This is a genomic window from Rhizobium sp. KDH_Rht_773_N (genome assembly GCF_052946295.1).
This window is the reverse complement of the sequence record NZ_CM129525.1, coordinates 1,942,963-1,959,728: the sequence shown is the minus strand read 5'-3', so window position 1 is coordinate 1,959,728 and position 16,766 is coordinate 1,942,963. Positions and strand designations below refer to the sequence as shown.

Annotated in this window: 14 protein-coding genes; 6 read left to right on the top strand and 8 right to left on the bottom strand. The window is 61.5% G+C overall.

Annotated features, from left to right (window positions below; genetic code table 11):
- Positions 1-21: 21 nt before the first annotated feature.
- Complete coding sequence (locus tag ACU8HS_RS09810) at positions 22-633, top strand: TetR/AcrR family transcriptional regulator (protein ID WP_377314667.1); 612 nt, start codon at positions 22-24, stop codon at positions 631-633.
- Here the strand turns inward: ACU8HS_RS09810 and ispG are convergent, their stop codons facing one another.
- The 3 genes from ispG to ACU8HS_RS09795 form a co-directional block, all read right to left on the bottom strand.
- On the bottom strand, positions 634-1,881 hold the full coding sequence (gene ispG, locus ACU8HS_RS09805; protein WP_113413219.1) for a flavodoxin-dependent (E)-4-hydroxy-3-methylbut-2-enyl-diphosphate synthase: 1,248 nt from the start codon (positions 1,879-1,881) through the stop codon (positions 634-636). It lies immediately after the preceding gene.
- 94 nt (positions 1,882-1,975) lie between these two features.
- The gene (locus ACU8HS_RS09800; RefSeq protein WP_113413218.1) at positions 1,976-3,169 is read right to left on the bottom strand and encodes an MFS transporter; all 1,194 of its coding nucleotides are present in this window, start codon (positions 3,167-3,169) and stop codon (positions 1,976-1,978) included.
- A gap of 60 nt (positions 3,170-3,229) precedes the next feature.
- A complete protein-coding gene (locus ACU8HS_RS09795) occupies positions 3,230-4,006 on the bottom strand; it encodes a DeoR/GlpR family DNA-binding transcription regulator (protein WP_113413217.1) in 777 nt (258 codons plus the stop codon).
- A gap of 209 nt (positions 4,007-4,215) precedes the next feature.
- Between ACU8HS_RS09795 and ACU8HS_RS09790 the strand changes: the two genes are divergently transcribed.
- The 4 genes from ACU8HS_RS09790 to ACU8HS_RS09775 all read left to right on the top strand — a co-directional run bounded on the left by ACU8HS_RS09790 (position 4,216) and on the right by ACU8HS_RS09775 (position 7,555).
- Positions 4,216-5,085 (top strand): DMT family transporter, encoded by an 870-nt coding sequence (locus ACU8HS_RS09790; protein ID WP_113413216.1) that lies wholly within the window; start codon positions 4,216-4,218, stop codon positions 5,083-5,085.
- A 153-nt stretch (positions 5,086-5,238) separates the two neighbouring features.
- Positions 5,239-6,012: an amino acid ABC transporter substrate-binding protein gene (locus ACU8HS_RS09785; protein ID WP_112756061.1), complete on the top strand. Its 774-nt coding sequence runs from the start codon at positions 5,239-5,241 to the stop codon at positions 6,010-6,012.
- 104 nt (positions 6,013-6,116) lie between these two features.
- Positions 6,117-6,797 carry an amino acid ABC transporter permease gene (locus ACU8HS_RS09780; RefSeq protein ID WP_112756060.1) on the top strand — a complete coding sequence of 227 codons (681 nt, stop codon included), beginning with the start codon at positions 6,117-6,119 and terminating at the stop codon, positions 6,795-6,797.
- Positions 6,794-7,555, top strand: coding sequence for an amino acid ABC transporter ATP-binding protein (locus ACU8HS_RS09775; RefSeq protein ID WP_112756058.1), 762 nt, complete (start codon positions 6,794-6,796; stop codon positions 7,553-7,555). The genes ACU8HS_RS09780 and ACU8HS_RS09775 overlap by 4 nt, the downstream gene beginning before the upstream one ends.
- A 44-nt stretch (positions 7,556-7,599) precedes the next feature.
- On the opposite strand, the gene pyc is transcribed toward ACU8HS_RS09775, so the two are convergent.
- The gene (pyc, locus tag ACU8HS_RS09770; RefSeq protein ID WP_112756056.1) at positions 7,600-11,064 is read right to left on the bottom strand and encodes a pyruvate carboxylase; all 3,465 of its coding nucleotides are present in this window, start codon (positions 11,062-11,064) and stop codon (positions 7,600-7,602) included.
- A gap of 116 nt (positions 11,065-11,180) precedes the next feature.
- Positions 11,181-11,921: a LuxR family transcriptional regulator gene (locus tag ACU8HS_RS09765; RefSeq protein ID WP_112564318.1), complete on the bottom strand. Its 741-nt coding sequence runs from the start codon at positions 11,919-11,921 to the stop codon at positions 11,181-11,183.
- Positions 11,922-12,239: 318 nt separating this feature from the next.
- Between ACU8HS_RS09765 and ACU8HS_RS09760 the strand changes: the two genes are divergently transcribed.
- A complete protein-coding gene (locus ACU8HS_RS09760; protein WP_112564316.1) occupies positions 12,240-14,003 on the top strand; it encodes a glucan ABC transporter ATP-binding protein/ permease in 1,764 nt (587 codons plus the stop codon).
- Between the two features lie 134 nt (positions 14,004-14,137).
- Here ACU8HS_RS09760 and ACU8HS_RS09755 read toward each other — a convergent pair whose 3' ends face one another.
- The 3 genes from ACU8HS_RS09755 to ACU8HS_RS09745 form a co-directional block, all read right to left on the bottom strand.
- A complete protein-coding gene (locus ACU8HS_RS09755; RefSeq protein WP_112756054.1) occupies positions 14,138-14,377 on the bottom strand; it encodes a hypothetical protein in 240 nt (79 codons plus the stop codon).
- Between the two features lie 174 nt (positions 14,378-14,551).
- Positions 14,552-15,322 (bottom strand): hydratase, encoded by a 771-nt coding sequence (locus ACU8HS_RS09750; protein ID WP_113413214.1) that lies wholly within the window; start codon positions 15,320-15,322, stop codon positions 14,552-14,554.
- Positions 15,323-15,529: 207 nt separating this feature from the next.
- Positions 15,530-16,750 carry an OpgC domain-containing protein gene (locus ACU8HS_RS09745; RefSeq protein WP_113413213.1) on the bottom strand — a complete coding sequence of 407 codons (1,221 nt, stop codon included), beginning with the start codon at positions 16,748-16,750 and terminating at the stop codon, positions 15,530-15,532.
- Between the last annotated feature and the right edge of the window lie 16 nt (positions 16,751-16,766).

Here is a 16,766-nt window from a genome sequence, read left to right as displayed (position 1 = left end):
AAATCTCATAACGAGGCAAAAATGGACAGTCAAGAGAAAAAGTTCGAGCGCGTGAACCAGAAGCGCCGTACCCGCACGGAACTGTTGCGGGCGGCGCGAAAGATCATTGAAAAAGGGGGGCATCCCTCGGTCGCCGAGGTGGCCGACTTGGCCGGGATCTCCAGGGCAACCGCCTATCGCTACTTCTCGACACCGGACGAGATCATCCGCGAAGCGGTACTGGATGGCGTGGCCGATGTGATCAAGGTTGCGCCCGCGCCTGACAATGCCGGCGCGGCAACCGTCGCGGACCGGCTGGACAGGCTGGTTGCGGACGTCTTTCAGATGGTGCTCGGCAATGAGAGCGTCTTCCGCGCGCTGCTCGGCAGCTCGGCGGTCGGCGACAGCCAGGTTCGTCGTGGCGGCCGCCGCATCGACTGGCTGAAACAGGCGATGGCGCCTTTGGAAGGCGAAATACCGCCAAAGGAGTTCAAGCGCCTCGTCAACGCGCTCTCGCTCGTCATGGGCATAGAGTCGGTCGTGGTGATGCGCGATATTTGCGAGCTGGAGCCGAAGGAAGCCGAAAAGACCCTGCGCTGGGCCGCAAGGACCTTGCTTGCCGGCGCGTTGGCAGAAAGCACGAAGGCGGAGTGATTACTCCGCCGCTGTCTTCCTGCCGAAGCGCTTCTCGATATAGTCGATGACAAGCGCTTCGAAATCCGAAGCGATGTTCGGCCCGCGCAGCGTCAGCGCCTTCTTGCCGTCGATGAAGACCGGAGCGGCCGGCGTCTCGCCGGTGCCGGGCAGCGAGATGCCGATATCGGCATGTTTGCTCTCGCCCGGACCGTTGACGATGCAGCCCATGACGGCGACGTTCAGCGCTTCCACGCCCGGATATTTCTCGCGCCAGACCGGCATGTTCTTGCGGATGTCGTTCTGAATGTTCTGGGCAAGTTCCTGGAATACCGTCGAGGTCGTGCGCCCGCAGCCGGGACAGGCCGCAACCACAGGCACGAACTGGCGGAAACCCATGACCTGCAACAACTCCTGCGCCACCTGCACCTCGCGCGTGCGGTCGCCGTTCGGTTCCGGCGTCAGCGAAATGCGGATCGTATCGCCGATGCCGTTCTGCAGCACATAGCCCATGGCAGCCGAAGAGGCGACGATGCCTTTCGTGCCCATGCCGGCTTCGGTCAGGCCGAGATGGAGCGCATGGTTGGAGCGTTCGGCCAGCATGGAATTCACCGCGATCAGATCCTGCACCTGGCTGACCTTGGCCGACAGGATGATGCGGTTGCGCGGCAGACCGATCTCTTCGGCAAGCTGGGCTGAAAGCAACGCCGACTGCACGATCGCCTCATGCGTCACTTGGCGCGCCGAAAGCGGCGAGCCCTCCGCCTGGTTCTTGTCCATCAGCTGCGTCAGCAGTTCCTGATCGAGCGAACCCCAGTTGACGCCGATGCGCACCGGCTTGTCGTAGCGGATCGCCATCTCGATGATTTCGGCAAACTGCTTGTCCTTCTTGTCCTTGAAGCCGACATTGCCGGGATTGATGCGATATTTCGCCAGCGCTTCAGCACATTCCGGATGGTCGGCCAGCAGCTTGTGGCCGATATAGTGGAAATCGCCGATCAGCGGCACGTCCATGCCAAGGCGCAGCAGGCGTTCGCGGATCTTCGGCACGGCAGCCGCACTTTCATCGCGATCGACAGTGATACGCACCAGTTCCGAACCGGCGCGGTGGAGCGCGGCCACCTGGGCCACGGTGGAATCGACATCCGCCGTATCGGTATTCGTCATGGATTGCACCACGACCGGCGCCCCGCCACCGACAATGACGCCGCCGACATCAACGGCTACGGAGGCGCGGCGCGGTTTCGGATCGAAATCGAAAGCAGACATGAAGAACTCTACACCCGGAAAACAGAGCCTTTCAGGTGGATCAAGCCCGCGGGCTTGTCAACCGCCCCGCATATCACTTTTGCTTGGAGGCGGCTCAGTGGCCGCCACCCGAGGCGCCGTCCGCATAATGCGCAAGCCTGGAGAAGGCGAGCACGACCAGAAGCAGCACCGGCAGCGCCATAAAGACGGCAGCAAAGCCGACATGCTCCGCCACGAAGCCGATCACCGAAGGCGCCACCAGCATGCCGGAATAGCCCATGGTCGTGACGACGGAAATGCCGATGCCGGGTTTCAGGCCGGGAATGTTGCCTGCGGCCGAAAAGGCAATCGGCACCATGTTGGAAATGCCGACGCCGCAGAAGGCAAAGCCGAGTATGGCAATCTCCGCATTCGGTGCGAGGCTGGCGAGCAACATGCCGACGATGGCAAACAGGGTGCAGATACGCAGCGTTTTCACGCCGCCAAGGCGGTCGCGGACCAGATCGCCCGCAAAGCGCATGATCGCCATGGTCGCCGAGAAGGCTGCAAAACCGAGGCCGGACAGCGCGACCGACGCACCCATTTCCTGCCGCAGATAAAGCGCGCCCCAATCCAGCACCGCGCCCTCCGGCACCATGCAGAACAACGCCATGAGACCAAGCAGCCAGGGCAGCGGCACCATCGGCAGCCGCGTCTTTTCCTTCTTGTCTTCGGGATGCGGCGGATCGGCGAGAACCATCGGCCAGGCGACGGCAAGGAAGATTGCGGCCAGCACGGTCGCCAGTTCCGCATGGCCGAGAATTCCGAGCTTGGAGATGACGAAACCACCGAGGCCGGAGCCGATCAATCCGCCAAGGCTCCAGAAGGCATGGCAGGACGACATGATGGCACGGCGCATGGATTTTTCCACCGCCACCGCATTGGCGTTCATCGCCACGTCCATCGCACCGATGAAGCCGCCGAACAGGAAGAGCGAGATTGCGCCGGTAATGACGTTTGGCGCCAGCGTCAGCGCCAGAAGCATTGGCAGCACACAGACGGCAAGCGCCAGCACGACGACGCGCGAGCCATGCCTTGCGATCTGCGCGCCGGCGATCGGCATCATGACCAGCGAACCGAAGCCGAAGACGAGGATCATCAACCCGAGTTCGAACTTGGTAAGCCCCAGTCGCTCGGCAAAATCGGGAATCTTCGGCGCCCAGCAGCCGACGACGAAGCCGTTCATGAGAAAGAGCAGCGAAACCGCCGCCCTGCTCCTGGTGATGAAGCCGCTCCGTGCCCCCGGAACCGTGCGCACCTGATTATCCATTTCCTTGTCTTTCCTCTTGATCCGGCTGACCGCCCGATCCCAACAACAGGCGGAACGGCCTCAGACCGTCTTCTCCGCAATGATCGTCCGGCACCCCCGCGCGCGGTATTCCTCAAGCATGACGGCATCCGCGTCATGTTCCACCACAAGACATTCGCAATGCGCGACCGGCAAAACGCTGTGCGGCGCCGCCGTGCCGAATTTCTCCGACGTGGCCGCAACCATGACCCGCTTGCTCCGCGATGTGGCGAACCGCTTGAACTCGGCGTCCTCGAAGCCGAAGGTCGTCAACCCCGCCTCTATATCGACGCCGCAGGCACCGAGAATGCAGAGATCGGGCGACAGCTGCTCCATGTCGCGCAGCGCCTTGGCGCCGAGCGAACCGCCGGTCTGGCGATCGACCAGACCGCCGATCAGGATCACGTTGACATCGGGTTTCTCAATCAGGACGGCGGCGATTGCCGGTGCATTCGTGGCAGCCGTCAACGGAAGATCGGCCGAAAGCGCCTGGGCGATCGCCAGATTGGTACTGCCCGCATCGAAAAAGACCGTGCTGCCGGCTGCAATTTCCCGTGCCGCGGCGCGCGCCAGCGCCTGTTTCCGCTCGGCGGCAAAGCTCATGCGCTGGCTCAGGCTTCCGCGCGCCGGCGAAGCCGGCAACGCGCCACCATAAACCCGCTCGCAGAGCCCTGCCGCCGCCATCTCGCGCAGGTCGCGCCGCACCGTATCCTCCGAGACGCCGAATTCGAGAGCAAGCTCCGCAGCCAGTACGCGGCCACGCGTCTTGAGCCTCTCGGAAATAACAGCCTGGCGTTCTCGCAACAGGAAATCTTGCATGTTTATACCGGATCAATCTTTCTGGATCTGAAACCATGCATAAACAATGACAAACGTGCATGCAACATGCACGGCTACACGTTTTCTGACGGTCTGAAACAATGCCCCGCGCAAAGGGCGAAATATCGCATATTGACCGTCCCCGGGGGCGGCACTATCGATCGGCCGTTCCGATTCCTGCCGGCACATCCTGCCTCTGGTACGTCCCCGTGAAAAACTCCGTCAGCCTGGGCATTCTGCTCACGACAACAGCCTATATGGCGTTCACCTTCCATGACGCCATCGTCAAGGTTCTGACGGCGAGCATTCCCGTCTGGCAGATCCTGTTCTTCCGCAGTCTCACCATTCTTCTCGGCTGTCTCGCCTATGGTCGCGCCAGGCTCGTGCATCAGGCCCTCACCTCGCCGATCATCAAGCCGATGATCGCCCGGAGCATCCTTCTGCTCTGTGCGTGGCTTTCATACTATACCGCCGCAAGCCACCTGCAGCTCGCGGAGGTCACGACCCTCTACTATGCCGCACCGGTCGTCGGCACGGTGCTTGCCTGGCTCATTCTCAGGGAAGAGGTGACGCCTGCACGCTGGCTCGCCGTCGGCATCGGCTTTATCGGCGTGCTCATAGCCTGCAACCCGGTCGGGCTGACGATTTCGTGGTCGGTCTATCTGGCACTGCAGGCAGCCGTGCTCTGGGCATGCGCAATGGTGCTGCTGCGCAAGACCTCGCTGCATGAGAAGACGATCGTCCAGCTTGCGGTTTCCAACGTCTTCTTCCTCATCATGACGAGCATCGCCGTCATCTACACCTGGCAGACCCCGACACTGTCGCAACTCGCCCTGTTGATCGGCACCGGCGTGGTGGCCGGTTGCGCCCAGTTCGCCCTCTTCGAAGGCATGCGTCAGGCGCCGGTCTCGGTGCTGGCGCCCTTCGAATATACCTCGCTTGTCTGGGCCTTCGTCCTTGGATATCTGATCTGGGCCGACATTCCCGCGCACAATGTTGTCGTCGGCGCGGTCATGATCCTCGGGGCAGGTTTCATCATCATCGTCAGCGAGCGGCTGCGCCGTCGCGCCATGGCCTGATACCGGTTTCAGCCGGATTCACGGCTGGAGCGGCGACTTGAGAAAAATATTCGCAGTTGCCGCTTTTATTTGCAGTTTTCTACGCTTCCGTTGCCGCAATTTTCTGCGATGTATCGCCATCCGAACACACTCTTCCCAAGGATGGAAAGAACAATGAACTGGTTGAAAACCGTCGCCGCCGCCGCTCTCATTCAGGCCGCAGCCCTCATGCCCGCCCATGCCGGCGAAAACCTGGGCGCCATCAAGTCTGCCGGCGTCTTCAAGATCGGCACCGAAGGCACCTACGCGCCCTTCACCTATCACGACGAAAGCGGCAAGCTCGTCGGCTTCGACGTCGAGATCGGCGAAGCGATTGCCGCCAAGCTGGGCGTCAAGGCAGAGTTCGTCGAAGGCAAGTGGGACGGCCTGATCGCCGGCCTCGACGCCAACCGCTACGACACCGTCATCAACCAGGTCGGCATTACCGACGCGCGCAAGCAGAAGTACGATTTCTCCGAACCCTATATCGCGTCCAAGGCCGTCCTGATCGTCCGCGACGGCGACGACAGCATCAAGTCCTTCGCCGATCTCAAGGGCAAGAAAGCCGCCCAGTCGCTGACCAGCAACTTCGGCAAGCTCGCCACCGAAGCCGGCGCCGAACTCGTCGGCACCGACGGCTTCGACCAGTCGATCCAGCTCGTGCTGACGAAGCGCGCCGACGCAACGATCAACGACAGCCTGTCCTTCCTCGACTTCAAGAAGCACAAGCCGGACGCCCCGGTGAAGATCGTCGCCCAGCAGGAAAATGCCGACTATTCCGGCATCATCATCCGCAAGGGCGAGCCTGAACTGCTCGAAGCGATCAACAAGGCGCTCGCCGACATCAAGGCCGACGGCACCTACCAGAAGATCGCCGACAAATATTTCGGCCAGGACGTTTCGAAGTAAGTCCTGAAACCGGCGGTTTCGCGCTGCCGCCATATCCTTTATAGCTGCATGAAAAAGCGTTCGGCGAACCCTCGCCGGACGCCTCTTTTCTTGAGGACACGCCCTTGCCGCACTGGCTTCAACTGATGGCGGAATCGCTTCCCTCGCTCCTCTGGGCAGGGCTGATCTTCACCATTCCGCTGACCCTGCTTTCCTTCCTTTTCGGCCTGATCCTGGGCCTGATTACCGCGATTGCGCGGCTCTTCGGTCCCGCACCCGTCGCAGCCATCGCCCGCTTCTACGTCTGGGTCATCCGCGGCACGCCGCTGCTCGTCCAGCTTTTCGTCATCTTTTACGGCCTGCCGAGCATCGGCATTCTGCTTGATGCTTTTCCGGCCGCCCTGATCGGCTTCACGCTCAATATCGGCGCCTACAGTTCGGAGATCATCCGCGCGGTCATCTCTTCCGTGCCGAAAGGCCAGTGGGAAGCGGCCTATTCGATCGGCATGAGCTGGCGCCAGGCCATGGGCCGCACCATCCTGCCGCAGGCCGCGCGCGTCGCGGTTCCGCCCTTGTCGAACACCTTCATCTCGCTGGTCAAGGATACGTCGCTTGCGGCCGCCATTACCGTGCCCGAACTCTTCCAGGCGGCCCAGCGCATCGTCGCCACCACTTATGAGCCGCTGATCCTTTATATTGAAGCGGCGCTGATCTATCTCGCCCTGAGTTCCGTTCTCTCGGCGCTGCAGCAGCGGCTTGAACGCCGCTTCGCGCGCTATGGCGGCATGCTGGAGGCAAATGCATGATCGAGCTCTCCAATATCGAAAAGCGTTTTGGCGACGCCGTCATTCTGAAGGACATCAGCATCCGCATCCCGGAAGGCAGCGTCACCGCCCTGGTCGGCCCTTCCGGCGGCGGCAAAAGCACGCTGCTCCGCTGCATCAATCTTCTGGAGATTCCGACCGCCGGCACCATCCGCCTCGGCGAAGAAGCGCTCTCCTTCTCCCCCGGCAAGCGCGTCGGATGGCAGGCGATCCAGAAGATCCGCCGCCAGACCGGCATGGTCTTCCAGAACTTCCAGCTCTTCCCGCACCAGACGGCGATCGAAAACGTCATGGAGGGCCTGGTCACGGTCCTGAAATGGCCGAAGGAAAGGGCCCGCGAACGCGCCCTGGAACTGCTGACCAAGGTCGGCATGGCCCACAAGACCGACGCCTGGCCCTCAACGCTTTCCGGCGGCCAGCAGCAGCGCGTGGCGATCGCCCGTGCCCTTGCCCCTTCGCCCCGCGTCCTCCTCTGCGACGAGCCGACCTCCGCGCTCGATCCGGAACTGTCTGCGGAAGTGGTGGATGTGCTGGGCCAGCTTGCCCGCGAGGGCACCACCATGGTCATGGCGACCCACGATCTCAGGCTCGCCTCCAAGATCGCCAACGACGTGGTCTTTCTGGAAGCCGGCAGCGTGGTGGAAACGGGCAGCGCAAGAGCGATCTTCAATGCGCCGGAACGGGAGCGCACCAAGCGCTTCATCTCCACGATCAACGCCGCCCATACCTACGATATCTGAAGCGATGCCGGGACACGGTCATCCCGGCATCGCTGACATTCCGATCAGCCGGCATAAACGACGAGCAGATCCTTGGCATCGATCTGGTCGCCGGCCTTGACCAACACCTCCAGGATCGTCCCATCCTTCTCCGCATGCAGCGCCGTTTCCATCTTCATCGCTTCGATGGAGACGAGCACGTCGCCGGCGTTGACCGCTTGTCCGGGGGTAACGAAGACGCGCGAAATGACGCCCGGCATCGGCGCCCCGACATGGGCCGCATTGCCGGCTTCCGCCTTGCGGCGCGCCGCCGCCCCCGAAGCACCGTGGGCGCGATCCGGCACCTTGATGCGGCGCGGCTGGCCGTTGAGTTCGAAGAAGACCGTTACCATGCCCTGGCTGTCGGTGCCGCTCATCGCCTGGTTGACGATGACCAGCGTCTTGCCCTTTTCGATATCGGCAAACAGTTCCTCGCCGTCAGCCAGACCGTAGAAATAGGCAGGCGTCGGCAGCACCGAGACCGGGCCATAGGTGTCCGAAGCCAATGCGAAATCGGTAAAGACCTTGGGATACATCAGGTAGGAGGCAAACTCGAAGTCGCTGACCTCGCGCTCCAGCTTGGCTTCGATCACCTTGCGCTCCGCATCGAGATCGGCATCGGCAAGCAGCGAGCCGGGGCGCACGGTATAGGGTTGCTCGCCCTTCAGCGCCTTCTTCTGCAGCGCTTCCGGCCATCCGGCCGGCGGCTGGCCGAGATCGCCCTTCAGCATCGAGACGACCGATTCCGGGAAGGAAACTTCCCTGTCCGGGCTCACGACATCGGCAACCGTCAGGTCCTGCGAGACCATCATCAATGCCATGTCGCCGACGACCTTGGAAGACGGCGTCACCTTGACGATATCGCCAAACATCTGGTTGGCGTCGGCATAGGCCTGCGCCACCTGGTGCCAGCGCGTCTCAAGCCCCAGCGAGCGAGCCTGTTCCTTGAGGTTGGTGAACTGCCCGCCCGGCATTTCGTGCAGGTAGACTTCCGAGGCAGGTCCCTTCAGGTCGCTCTCGAAGGCTGCGTATTGATGGCGCACCGCCTCCCAATAGAAGGAAATGCGTCGGATCCATTCCGGGTCGAGGCCCGGATCGCGTTCGGAACCGCGCAGTGCCTCGACAATCGAGCCGAGGCAGGGCTGCGACGTATTGCCGGACAGCGCATCCATGGCCGCATCGACGGCATCGACACCGGCATCCACGGCCGCAAGAACCGTGGCGGCGGCAATGCCGGACGTATCGTGCGTATGGAAGTGGATCGGCAGGGCGGTCGCCTCGCGCAAGGCCTTGAACAAAACCTTGGCCGCTGCCGGCTTCAGAAGACCCGCCATGTCCTTCAAAGCGATGATATGCGCGCCGGCCTTTTCGAGCTGGACGGCAAGATCCGTATAATATTTCAGGTCGTATTTCGGCCGCGCCGAATTGAGGATGTCGCCCGTGTAGCAGATCGCCGCTTCGCAGAGCTTGTTCTCCTCGGCAACCGCATCCATCGAGACGCGCATGTTCTCGACCCAGTTCAGGCAGTCGAAGACGCGGAAGAGATCGATGCCGCCCTTTGCCGCCTGACGGACGAAATATTTGACGACATTGTCGGGATAGTTCTTGTAGCCGACGCCATTGGCGCCGCGCAGCAGCATCTGCAGCAGCAGGTTGGGAGCCGCCTCGCGGATCAGCCCCAGACGTTCCCAGGGGTCTTCGGTCAGGAAGCGCATGGAGACGTCGAAAGTCGCTCCGCCCCAACATTCCAGCGACAGGAGGTTCGGCAGCGCATGCGCATAGGTGCCGGCAATCCGGGCGATGTCATGCGTGCGCATCCGGGTGGCGAGCAGCGATTGATGACCGTCGCGCATCGTCGTATCGGTCAACAGCACCTGCTTCTGTTGCCGCATCCACTCGCCGAACTTCTTCGGTCCGAGCTTGTCGAGAAGCTGCTTCGTACCGTCGGGGATCTTGCCGCCGTCTGCATAGGGTACCACCGGCTTTGCGGCATCTTCCGACGGACGCGGACGATCCTTCGCCTCGGGATGGCCGTTGACGGTGACATCGGCAAGGTAGGTCAAGAGTTTGGTGGCACGATCCTGCCGCTTGACCTGCTGGAAAAGTTCCGGCGTCGTGTCGATGAACCGCGTCGTATAGGAATTATCCTTGAACCGGGGATGCGTAATGATCGCTTCGAGGAAGGTCAGGTTGGTCGCGACACCGCGGATGCGGAACTCGCGAAGCGCGCGGTCCATGCGGGAAATGGCTTCCAGCGGGTTCGGCGCCCAGGCCGTCACCTTCACCAGCAGGGGATCGTAATAGCGGGTAATGATCGCGCCGGTATAGGACGTGCCGCCGTCAAGACGGATACCGAAGCCGGAGGCCGAGCGATAGGCGGTGATGCGGCCGTAATCCGGAATGAAATTATGCTCGGGATCCTCCGTCGTGATGCGGCACTGCAGCGCATGGCCGTTGAGACGGATATCCGCCTGCTTCGGCACGCCGGATTCCTCCGTGCCGATCGCAAAACCGTCGAGGATATGGATCTGCGCCTTGACGATATCGATGCCCGTCACGACCTCGGTAACGGTATGCTCGACCTGGATGCGCGGATTGACCTCGATGAAATAGAATTTGCCGGTATCGGCATCCATCAGATATTCGACCGTGCCGGCGCCGATATAGTTCGTCGCCTGCGCGATCTTCAGCGAATAGGCGGCAAGCTCCTGGCGCTGCGCTTCCGAAAGATACGGCGCGGGCGCACGCTCGACGACCTTCTGGTTGCGGCGCTGGATGGAGCAGTCGCGCTCGAAGAGATGCACGACATTGCCGTGCGTGTCGCCGAGGATCTGGCTTTCAACGTGACGGGCGCGCTCGACCAGCTTTTCGAGATAGACCTCGTCCTTGCCGAAGGCGGCCATCGCCTCGCGCTTGGCCTCCGTCACTTCGCGGGCAAGATCGGCTTCCGAGCGGATGACGCGCATGCCGCGCCCGCCGCCGCCCCAGGAGGCCTTCAGCATGACGGGATAGCCGATTGCAGCGGCCATCCTGGCAACTTCCGCCATATCGTCCGGCAACGGATCGGTGGCCGGCACGACCGGCACGCCGACCGAAATGGCAAGATTGCGCGCCGCCACCTTGTTGCCGAGCTGGCGCATCGTATCGGCCCGCGGGCCGATGAAGGTGATGCCGGCGGCATTGCAGGCATCGACGAATTCCGGGCTTTCCGAAAGCAGGCCGTAGCCCGGATGAATGGCATCGGCGCCGGAAAGCTTGGCGACGCGGATCACCTCGTCGATCGAAAGATAACTCTCGATCGGCCCGAGATCACGGGCAAGATGCGGGCCGCGGCCGACCTGATAGCTCTCGTCGGCCTTGAAGCGGTGCAGCGCCAGCTTGTCTTCCTCGGCCCATATCGCAACCGTTTTTATCCCGAGTTCATTGGCCGCGCGGAAGACGCGGATGGCGATTTCGGATCGGTTGGCGACAAGGATCTTCGATATGGGCAATGTACTCTCCTCAAAGCACGAAAACGGGCAATGCTGCACCCGCGAAAAGAATTCTTAACGTGCTGTTACAGAAAGTTCAATTTCCTCCGCTATGGCGAAACAGAATTTCTCGAATTCTAGGTAATCAGCCCATATCGGAACGCCAGCGCTACTGCCTGCTGCCGGTTCTTGGCCTTCAGCTTATCCTGCAGGCCGTTCATGTACCAGTCTACCGTATGGTTGGAAATCTTCAGATGTTTGCTGATCTCCATCGAGGTCATGCCCTCGGCAAGATAGTGCAGGATTTCCATTTCGCGCCGGGTCAGCTGCGTATCCGTCACCGGCACCGTTTCCAGCGCAGCAGCTTCGCCCTGCAGATCGAGCAGCCGCCAGAAAGCCTTGCGGGCGATCGCGTCGAAAAGCGAGATTTCGGCCGGTGACAGTTCGACAGGTTTACCGCCAAGGCTGAGGCTGCCGAGGATACCGTTGCGTCCGTAGATCGGGAAGACATAGCCGTCTTCCAGCCCGTGACCGAAGGCATCGACCATCATCTGCTCCATGCGGCGCTGATGCGGGTCCTCCCGGAAAGCCGCCATGCTGTCGCGCCAGCGGAAGGGCCGTTGCGCATGGGCAAGATACCGCACGGTCGGATCGACGAGCACGTATTTTTTCACCGCGTAGACGTGTGACCATCTGTCGGGCCACCGGCTGGCCATAGTCACACTCCATGGGTTGTCTCCCTGCTTGGGATGGCGAAGAAGACCGTAGAAATCGAATCCCCTGGCATGGATAACCTTGCCGAGCTCTTCGACCGCACTTTCGCTGTCGGAATATTCCTCTAGAACAACAAGTAATTGAATTAAAGAATGAATTTGCACAAAATGCCCCTTGCCCGGACCCTCGAGGCCGCCGGAGCAGGCCTCATAACCCGCCGCTGAACGGTCTTTCTTAAAAGCTGCAGTTCACAAACCGGATGGTGCGCTAGACGCTCCGGGGAATGCAAGCGCAAATTGTCGCGATGTATGCCTAAGCAACAATTTCGAAACTGGGGCCACTTATCGCACTTTACGATCGCGCAGGACGCGCGAATTTCGAAGCCGGATTCCAAACCTGAATATCCCGTTAATCGTCGGTTCAGGTAGGTTTTTATAGCATCGCATCATCCCGTTTTTCGCAGATGCAAAAGAGGTCCCGACGTGTCGTTATTCAAGGTCTATGCAAGGGCTCTGCGCTATCTCGGCGCCTACAGGCTCCGCGTATCCCTCGTCGTTATCGCGAATATCGTATTGGCGGCCATCACCATCGCCGAACCGATCCTGTTCGGACGCATCATCGATGCGATTTCCGGCAAGGGTGAGGTCAAGCCGATCCTCATGATGTGGGCGGCATTTGCCGTCTTCAACACCATTGCCTTCGTTCTCGTGGCGCGTGAAGCCGACAGGCTGGCCCATGGCCGCCGCGCGACGCTGCTGACGGAAGCTTTCGGCCGCATCATCTCCATGCCGCTTTCCTGGCATCACCAGCGGGGCACGTCCAACGCGCTGCATACGCTGCTGCGCGCTTGCGAAACCCTGTTCGGCCTTTGGCTTGAATTCATGCGCAACCATCTTTCGACGGCCATTGCGCTCGCCCTGCTTGTCCCGACCGCGATCTCGATGGACTACCGCCTCTCTGCGGTCCTGATCGTCCTCGGCATCGCCTATTGGCTCATCGGCCGCGTGGTCATGAGCCGCACGAAGGACGGCCAGGCTTCGGTCGAAAACCACTATCATACCGTCTTCGGCCATGTCAGCGATTCCATCAGCAACGTCTCGGTGCTGCATAGCTACAACCGCATCGAGGCTGAAACCCGCGCCCTGAAATCCTTTGCCGACCGCCTGCTGCAGGCCCAGTATCCGGTTCTCGACTGGTGGGCGCTGGCCAGCGCGCTGAACCGCATGGCCTCCACGATCGCCATGATGATCGTGCTCGTCATCGGCACCGTGCTCGTCCAGAACGGCGAGCTGCGCGTCGGCGACGTCATCGCCTTCATCGGCTTCGCCAACCTGCTGATTGCCCGCCTGGACCTGATGCGCCAGTTCGCCACGCAGATCTTCGAAGCCCGTTCGAAGCTGGAGGACTTCTACAATCTGGAAGATTCCGTCCGTGAACGCGAAGAGCCGGCCGGCAACGGCGAGATCAAGGACGTCAAGGGCGATGTCGAGTTCAACGACGTCTCCTTCGGCTTCGCCAACAGCTCGCAGGGCCTGCACAACGTCTCCTTCAAGGTAAAGGCCGGCCAGACGGTTGCGATCGTCGGCCCGACCGGCGCCGGCAAGACGACGCTCGTCAACCTGCTGCAGCGCGTTTACGATCCGCAAAGCGGCCAGATCCTCGTCGACGGCCATGATATCAGCAAGGTCACGCGCAAGTCGCTGCGCCGCTATATCGCCACCGTCTTCCAGGATGCCGGCCTGCTGAACCGCTCGATCAGCGACAACATCCGCCTCGGCCGCGAGAACGCCTCGGAAGAGGAGATGCGCCGCGCGGCAGAAGCAGCCGCCGCTGCCGACTTCATCGAGAACCGTGACGAACAGTACGAGACCCATGTCGGCGAGCGCGGCAACAAGCTTTCCGGCGGTGAGCGCCAGCGCATCGCGATTGCGCGCGCCATCCTCAAGGATGCGCCGATCCTGGTGCTGGACGAGGCGACTTCCGCGCTCGACGTCGAGACCGAAGCCCGCGTCAAGGCGGCGATCGACAATCTGCGCCAGAACCGCACCACCTTCATCATCGCCCACCGTCTCTCGACGGTCCGTGAGGCGGATATGGTGCTGTTCCTCGACAACGGCCGCATCGTCGAGCACGGCAGCTTCGATGAGCTTAGCCACTCGAACGGCCGCTTCGCCGCCCTGCTGCGCGCCAGCGGCATCCTCACGGACGACGAAGTCCGCAAGGCCCACGCGACCGAGGCCGCCTGATCGGCCTGACAGGAACATGATCGGGAGCCGGAAGAGCATCGCTCTTCCGGCTCTTTCGTTGGTTGGGATTCCACGTGAAACATTGACGGAAGGCCCGCCCGTCATTTGCGCCATCCCCGCAACACCCAGCTGAGCTAGGCCGCCCTCTCATAGACAAGATCGGGCGCAACGATCCATTCGCCCCGCTTGAGGGACAGGACATCCAGCCTGCCGTGGCCGTCCCTGGCAGCGACGCCGACGAAGCGGTAACGACCGCCGTTCCGGTCAATCACCAGAGCGGAAATCGGCCTGCCGCGAAGGTGGCCGATCACCGGACCATCGGTCCTGGCGGCATCAAGCAGGAAATATTCATGCGGGACGTTACGGCTGACCATCAGCTGCGGCCCTCGCCTCGCACAGCGCTCTTGGCCTCTGCCTTCGCCACGACATCCGCGCGATTGCCCGCGATCGCAGCAGGCTTGCGGCAAAACTGTTTCGCCTTCTTGATCTCGACAATGAATGGCTTTCGCTGCGGCCTCATGATCCGTCCTTTCCGTGTGAAACGCGTGTCACTTAAAGATGCATTCGATCTGCCCAAGCGGCCCGAAATCCGCCGCCAGATGCTGCCCGGGCCAGACCTGAAGAATGGCCGTGCACGATCCCGTAGCGACGATATCGCCGGCCTGAAGCTGCCTGCCGTTGGCAGAGAGCCGATCCGCCAGCCAGGCGACGGCATTGAGCGGATTGCCCATGACTGAAGCCGCCCTCCCGGCAAAGACCGTCTGCTTGAACAGGAAGGTCGTAACGTCGATGTCGGCGAGGCCTGCGGGCGAAAAAGTTCCGATACGATCGCCACAGATGGTTGCGACATGCAGGCCGAAGTCGGCGATCGCGGCCCTGTCCCCGACAAAGACACGTCGCGTCCGTCGCCCGATGATGCCGATGGCCGGCCGACAATCGAGCACTGCGTCGGCTGCGCTGTCGAGAGTGACCGGCTCTCCGGTTTGCGGATAGGGCCGCAGCATGGTGAAAGCCAGTTCGCACTGGACGCCGATGGTCCCGGCAGGCAGCTGAAATTCCTTGACACAGGCATGCAGTGCGGAGGCGGGAATCTCGGAATAGATCGGCGTGAGAAGGCCGAGAGTGCGGCGCGATTGCTCGCTGCTGCCGACAATAGCATAGCCCCTGCGCTCGAAACCCAGCGCGTCCTGCGCAATCGCCTGAATGTCGTAGGCTTCGCGTTCGGAAGAAATCAGGTCGAGCGGAAGATCGCAAACGTCGTTGTGCTGGCGGCTCTTGGCGAGGATATCGGCCGTAGCGTCCTTGAGTTCGAAGTACACCGTCGTGCTCCCTGTCATTGGCATTGCTTTCGCAGCCAAGATGGATCGCGGGACATAGCCGTTCCATTCGAGTTGAATGGCTAAAAAATCAAAATCTTATAGTCGTGACCCGGTCTTCGAAGCCGCGCAATCGCGGTCGTTCCGCACGAAAGGAAAGCCGGCGGCCTTCCGACCGCCGGCTTGACGATTGTCCAGCAAAGCCTCGGCCTATTTCCGTTTGCCTTGGCTGTAAGCCCGGTTGATACGGACCGGCACCGGGATAGCGCCGCCGCCGAGAGGCCGGGCCTTTTCCTGTTCGCGCTTGTCTTCGAGATAATAAGCGTAAGCGAGCTGGGCAGCGATGCCGGCAAGCACGAAGATCGGACCGATGACCTGGTCCCGATTGGTGATGTAGAGCAGCACCTGCCCGACCATCGCAAGGATCGTGCCGGCAACGAAGATGTTCAGCGAGTGACGACCGAGGATCGTCAGCGGATGATCGGCCGGGCGGCGGAAAGCCTGCGATACTGCCGGAATATTGACCACGAGATAGGCGAGCGCCAGCACGTGCAGAAGGCGCGGCAGCGACAGGAATGTCTTGTCGAAGCCCGTCAGCACGGCAGGCAGGCCGAGCGCGGCAAGATGGTTTCCGAGATCCCAGAGATGCGCCGTCACCCAGATGAAGGAGAGAACGACATAGCCCAGCGCCAGCGCGAAAAGCAGCGGATGACGGGGAAGGCTGCCGCCGCGTTTGACATGCATCATCGAGACGATGCCGATCGTGAACAGGAACTGCCAGGAGAACGGATTGAGGAACCAGTCTCCCTCGAACAGCATGTTTTGCGGGACAAAATGGTAGATGCCCGCAAGCAGCCAGACCGTGCCGGAAACGGCCAGCGCCAGCAGCGTGCTCTTCTCGTTCAGAAGCAGGATCAGCGGCACCATCAGCATCAGCGCGCCGTACATCGGCAGGATATTGTTGTAGCCGATCTGGTGGCCGAGCAGCAGCAGGGCCGGAATGCCCTCCTTCAGGTTCATCAGCACCGCCAGGATGTTGATCTCGACCAGCAGGCCCGGTCGATGGAACAGCCAGGCACCGCAGATGAAGAGCGCAAGCGTGACGAAGGTGGTGATCATATGGGCGAGGTAAAGCGTGAAGGCGCGCCTTGCCGCCTTGATCGCCATTTCCAACCGCTTGCCCGGCTTGAAGCGCGAACCATAGGCAAGCCCGACCGCGATGCCCGAGATCAGCACAAAGGCTTCGGCGGCATCGGAAAAGCCGAAATTCTTGGTCGTGATATATTCGAAGATCTGCCCCGGAACGTGATTGATGAAGATCGTGATGAGCGCCAGACCGCGAATCACATCGAGCCTCGTATCACGCTTGGACGCCGCCACTGATATCGAACTTCGCTGGGCGCCAATGGCTCTGGTCGGCATACCTGCCATGGTGTCTCTCCTGTTA